At 69.0% G+C, this 4,955-nt stretch carries 5 protein-coding genes; 1 reads left to right on the forward strand and 4 read right to left on the reverse strand.

Translation table 11 applies throughout. The annotated features are described in order from the left end of the window. Positions 1-23: 23 nt before the first annotated feature. The 4 genes from CH341_RS27975 to CH341_RS27990 form a co-directional block, all read right to left on the reverse strand. Entirely contained in the window at positions 24-872 is an 849-nt protein-coding gene (locus tag CH341_RS27975) for an alpha/beta fold hydrolase (RefSeq protein ID WP_111422311.1), read from the reverse strand. A 108-nt stretch (positions 873-980) separates the two neighbouring features. Further along, entirely contained in the window at positions 981-1,607 is a 627-nt protein-coding gene (locus CH341_RS27980) for a fumarate hydratase C-terminal domain-containing protein (protein WP_111422313.1), read from the reverse strand. Positions 1,608-1,616: 9 nt separating this feature from the next. Beyond that, complete coding sequence (locus CH341_RS27985) at positions 1,617-2,486, reverse strand: fumarate hydratase (protein ID WP_111422315.1); 870 nt, start codon at positions 2,484-2,486, stop codon at positions 1,617-1,619. Between the two features lie 102 nt (positions 2,487-2,588). Further along, the gene (locus tag CH341_RS27990) at positions 2,589-3,938 is read right to left on the reverse strand and encodes an MFS transporter (RefSeq protein WP_111422317.1); all 1,350 of its coding nucleotides are present in this window, start codon (positions 3,936-3,938) and stop codon (positions 2,589-2,591) included. Positions 3,939-4,252: 314 nt separating this feature from the next. Between CH341_RS27990 and CH341_RS27995 the strand changes: the two genes are divergently transcribed. Continuing rightward, a complete protein-coding gene (locus CH341_RS27995; RefSeq protein WP_111422319.1) occupies positions 4,253-4,861 on the forward strand; it encodes a glutathione S-transferase family protein in 609 nt (202 codons plus the stop codon). Positions 4,862-4,955 lie beyond the last annotated feature (94 nt).

A 4,955-nucleotide genomic window follows, 5' to 3' on the forward strand; every position in this document is an offset into this window, starting at 1 on the left:
GGCCGCGCCGCGCCGGCCGATCGTCACGGCAGAGACTTGATCCAGGTCACGAGGGCATCGACCACCGCCTGCGGCTGCTCGGGGACGAGCGCGTGGCTGGCGTTCGGGATCACCGCGATGGTGACGCGGTCCCCGAACTCGTCCTTCATCTCGTTGCGCTTGTCGGCCGGCTTGAACGGGTCCTGCGCGGCCTGGAGGTCGAGCAGCGGCGCCGTGCCGCCGGACCACCAGTCGCTCTGCTTGACGGCGGCGACCGCGGCGCGCTGGGCGTCGCGCACCTGCGGATGCCAGCCGTCGAGCCAGACGCGCGGATCGTTGCCGGGCGCGAAGAAGCCGAACCGCAGCGCGGCGAGCCGCTCCTCCTCCGGCAGCGACGGATTCCCCGCCTTGGTGACCGCGACCGAGAGCTCCGGCGCGTATTGCTTGGCGGCCGCCGCGGCGATGACCACGCCGCGCACCAGGCCGGGATGATCCACCGCCGTCATCCGCGCCACCCAGTTGCCGTAGGCGTGGCCGACCACGACGGCGCGGCCGCCGCCGTGCGTCTGGATCACGGTGGCGATGTCGCGGGCCAGATCGTGCAGCGTGATACCGGTCATCGGCCCCTTGCTGCGGCCGATGCCGCGCGGCTGCGGGCGCAGCACGCGGAAGCCTTTCGCCGCGAGCCCCTCGGCCACGGCGTCGTAATCCTCGGAGTCGCGGGCGAGCGAGGGCAGGAGCACCACGGCCGGCCCGTTTCCTTCGATGATCACGTCGATCTCGACGTCGGCGTACCGGACGATCTCGCGGTGGCGGTCGGCCGCCGCCGCGGCCGGGACGAACAGGGCCAGGGCAGCGACCAGCGTGGCGGCGGGCAGGATCAGGCGTATCATCTGTCGTTCCTCTCCTTGTCGGCCTCGCTTGGACGGGTGCGAGACCTTGTTGTCGGTCCGGATCGTCGTTCGGGCCGGCGGGCGGCGCCGCCCACCGCTCGCGCGAGCCTACACGGTCCGTCGTGCCCGGCCCTCGTCGAGGGCCTTCACGATCTCCGGCAGCCGCTCCTCCGCGGTGCGCGAGCACTGCTCGAAGATGCTGTTGCCGTGGCTGTCGATGCCGACGACCAGCGGCCCCAGATCGGCGACCCGCAGCCTGACCAGCCGGTAATGCGAGATGAGGTCGTCCCAGGCGACGGCGACGACGGACACGATGGCGTCGCTCAGCAGGGCGCAGCCGCCGCCGAGGAATGACAGGTAGACGCAGCCGACCTCCTTCATCGCCGCCGTCGACGCCATGTCGAGGCCGCCCTTGCCGCCGACCATCCGCAGCCGGTAGTGGCGGATGAGCCCCGGCATCAGGCTGTTGAAGCGCGTGCTGGTGGTCGGGTTCATGTAGAGGACGTCGAACCGGCCGTCCGTCTCCTCGCTGTAGCTGCCGAGATGGAACAGCGTGTCCTCGGTGATGTCGATCGGGAGCGGCCGGCCGGCCTCCATGTATTCGACGATGCGGCGGTGGGTCGGCAGGCCCGCCGTGATGGTGATGTCGCCGTTCAGCGTCACCAGGTCGCCGGCCCGCAGGGTCCGGACGCTCGCTTCCGTCAACGGCAGCACGAGAGACTTGATGTCCGACATGGCGTGCCCCTATTCGAACGTCTCGATGCGGCCGTCCTCGTAGAGGCGGGCGCCGGCGCGGCGGTTGATCCAGCAGTTGAAGCACACGGCGACCGGGATGAAACCGTGCGACGCGGCGTAGTCGACGTGGACGGCGAGGGCCGTGGTGTCGCCGCCCGTCCCCATCGGGCCGAAGCCGGTCTTGTTGACCGCCTCCAGGAGCCGCGCCTCCATGTCGGCCAGGATCGGCTCGGGATTGGTCTGCCCGAACGGCCGCAGCGAGGCCTGCTTGGCGAGCTTGGCGCAGTAATCGAACGTGCCGCCGATGCCGACGCCGATCACCACGGGCGGGCAGTGCTGCGATCCCGCCTTCAGCACGCAGTCCATCACGTAGCGCTCGATCACGTCGAGGGTCGGGAAGCTGAAGATCTCGAGCGCCGCCCAACGCCCGGCGCCGAGACCCTTCGGCGAGCAGGTGATCTCCAGATAGTCTGCGCCGTCGACCAGATCGAAGCTCACCAGCGGCATGCTCCGGCCCTTGTGGCCGCGCTCCAGCGTCAGCGGGTTGGTCACGTGCTTGAGGATGGGCGGCTGGACGGTGGCGACCAGATGGTCGAAGCCGTCCGAGATCGCCTGCCGGATGTTGCCCTGCAACGTGACGGCGGTGCCGATCTTCACGAAATAGGTCGGAATGCCGGCGTCGGAGCAGAGATGGCGATCGGCCTCCTCGGCCCGGCGGGCGCTGGCGATCATCATCGACAGCACGCTCCGGGCGACCGCGCTGGTCTCCGCCGCATGGGCGCTGACCAGCGCCGCCTTGGTGTCCTCGGGCACCTTCTTCAGGGCGCTGCCGTAAAGCTGCGCGGCGACCGCCTTGACCTGCTCGTAGGTGACTGGCACGGGCACTGTCCTCTTCGGGCGCGGGGCCCAGGGCGGAGGCCCGGGGCCGGTGTCTCGAAAGTCACGTCGAACGGCCGGCGGTTCCGGCCGCGGTCCGGCGATCTACGGCCGGCTCGTTCCGATGCCGCGGCCGATGCCGGCCGGCTGGCGCGTGTCCTCGATGCCGAGGAGCAGCACGATGGCACCGACCACCATCAGCGCACCATAGTAGTATTGGCCCGCCGTCAGCGTGCCCGTGTGGCTGGTGATCCAGCCGACCAGCCACGGGCTGAAGAAGCTGCCGACGCCGCCGAGCGTGGTGATCAGGGCGATGCCGCCGGCCCGGGCCGGGCCGGTGAGGAACGACGACGGCAGCGTCCAGAACGGGCCCATGGCGCCGAGCGTTCCGGCAGTCGTCAGCGTCAGGGCGGCGAGCGACAGCGCCGGGCTGTTCGACACGGCGGGCAGCACCACCCAGCCGAGGCCGGCGACCAGGGCGGGACCGGCGGCGTGCCAGCGCCGCTCCAGCGTCTTGTCGGAGTGCCAGGCGACGATCTGCTGCACCGCGACACCGACGATGAACGGGATCGCCGAGAGGAGGCCGACGGTGAGCACGTCCTTGACGCCGGCGTTGCGGATGATGGTCGGCAGCCAGAAGAAGATGCCGCCGGTGCCGGCGAGCAGGCCGAGCGCGAGGCCGACCAGCACGTAGAACTTCGGCGCCCGCAGCGCCGCCGCGAAGGAGTGGTGCGACCGCTCCTTCTGGGCCGCGCTCTCCGCCTCGAGGTCGGCCAGCACCAGGGCCTTCTCGCGATCGCTCAGCCAGGTCGCGTCGCGCGGCGAGTCCTGGAGATAGAAGAAGGCGACGATGCCGCAGGCGACCGTCGGCAGCCCTTCGATGATGAACAGCCACTGCCAGCCGGCCAGGCCGTGGACGCCGGACATCGAGGTCATGATCCAGCCGGAGAGGGGGCCGCCGATGATGCCCGACACGCCGATCGACGCCATGAACACCGCGGTCAGGCGCGCCCGCCGTTTGGCCGGGGTCCACAGGGTGAGGTAGAACAGCATGCCCGGAAAGAAGCCCGCCTCGCCGGCGCCGAGCAGGAAGCGCAGGACGTAGAGATGCCAGTCGGCGCTGATCGTCGCGGTCGCGGCGGCGCACAGGCCCCACACCACCATGATCCGCATCAGGGTCTTGCGCACGCCGATCCGCTCGAGGATCAGGTTGCTGGGCACCTCGCACAGGATGTAGCCGAGATAGAAGACGCCCGCGGCGAAACCGTACACGGCCTCGGAGAAGCCGAGGTCCTTCATGAAGTGCAGCTTGGCGAAGCCGATGTTCGACCGGTCGACGAAGGCCAGCAGATAGCAGAACATCAGGAAGGGAAGGAGACGAAGGAAGATCTTCCGATAGGCGACGTCGGCGTCGCTGACGACATGGGGAACGGGACCGGCGGCTGTGACAGCCATACCTACCTCCTGATGCAAGACGATGCAGGTTCTCTGTCGGGGGTACGGCTCGGGTCGGGGGTCGCAATCGGGTGCGGGGGCGTCTCTGCTCGGGACCAAAGCGACGGATGTGCGCTAAAAGGTCATATGGTTGACTTTATTAGGTCATACGACTAGCTCAACGGAAAATAAGTGTCAACACGTGGTCGATACGGATGGGGCCGCGACGGCGTGCGATGTAGCGTCCGGTCGCCGTGACCCCGACGGGTCGGCGGCGTGCTCGCCGGCATTCGGCTCCGAGCCATCCAGATCATCACGGCCAAGCGAGAGTCCTCATGAAACTTCACTGGTCTCCCCGGTCTCCGTTCGTACGCAAGGTGATGCTGTTCGCCCATGAAACCGGCCTCGTGGACAGGCTGGAGCTGCGGCGGACCGTGGTCGCCATGACCAAGCCGAACGCGGATCTGCTCCCCGACAATCCGCTCAACAAGCTTCCGACCCTGATCCTCGACGACGGCGCGCCGCTCTACGACTCGGTCGTCATCTGCGAGTACCTGGACGGCCTGCATGGCGGGCCGAAGCTGTTCCCGGAGGAGACGACGGCGTACTTCACCGCGATGCGGCGCTGCGCGCTCGGTGACGGGCTGCTCGACCTGCTGATCCTGTGGCGCAACGAGCGCGAGCGTAAGCACCCCGATCCGGACTACCTGTCCGCCTTCGAGGTGAAGTTCGACGCGAGCCTCGCCGCGCTGGAGAAGGAGGCCGATGCGCTCGCCGCGACGCCGTTCGGCATCGGCCACATCGCCATCGGCTGCGCGCTCTCCTATACGGATTTCCGCTTCCCCGACCTGCAGTGGCGTCCCAGCCATCCGAAGATCGCCGCCTGGCTCGCCGACTTCTCGCGACGCCCCTCCGCCGTGGCCACCGAGGCGCGCGACGGCTGATACTGTTTGCGGGTGATCCGCTCGCCGCCATTCCGGGGCGCGGCGAAGCCGCGAACCCGGAATCCAGCGACAATCTCGGAGTTCTCGGCTGGAT

Origin of the sequence: Rhodoplanes roseus (assembly GCF_003258865.1) — a bacterium.
In the GTDB taxonomy this organism is placed as follows: Bacteria; Pseudomonadota; Alphaproteobacteria; order Rhizobiales; family Xanthobacteraceae; genus Rhodoplanes; species Rhodoplanes roseus.

Coding starts and splice junctions, on each gene's coding strand:
- CH341_RS27995 (WP_111422319.1), top strand. CDS start 4,253: ATGAAACTTCACTGGTCTCCCCGGTCTCCGTTCGTACGCAAGGTGATG.
- CH341_RS27990 (WP_111422317.1), bottom strand. CDS start 3,938: ATGGCTGTCACAGCCGCCGGTCCCGTTCCCCATGTCGTCAGCGACGCC.
- CH341_RS27980 (WP_111422313.1), bottom strand. CDS start 1,607: ATGTCGGACATCAAGTCTCTCGTGCTGCCGTTGACGGAAGCGAGCGTC.
- CH341_RS27975 (WP_111422311.1), bottom strand. CDS start 872: ATGATACGCCTGATCCTGCCCGCCGCCACGCTGGTCGCTGCCCTGGCC.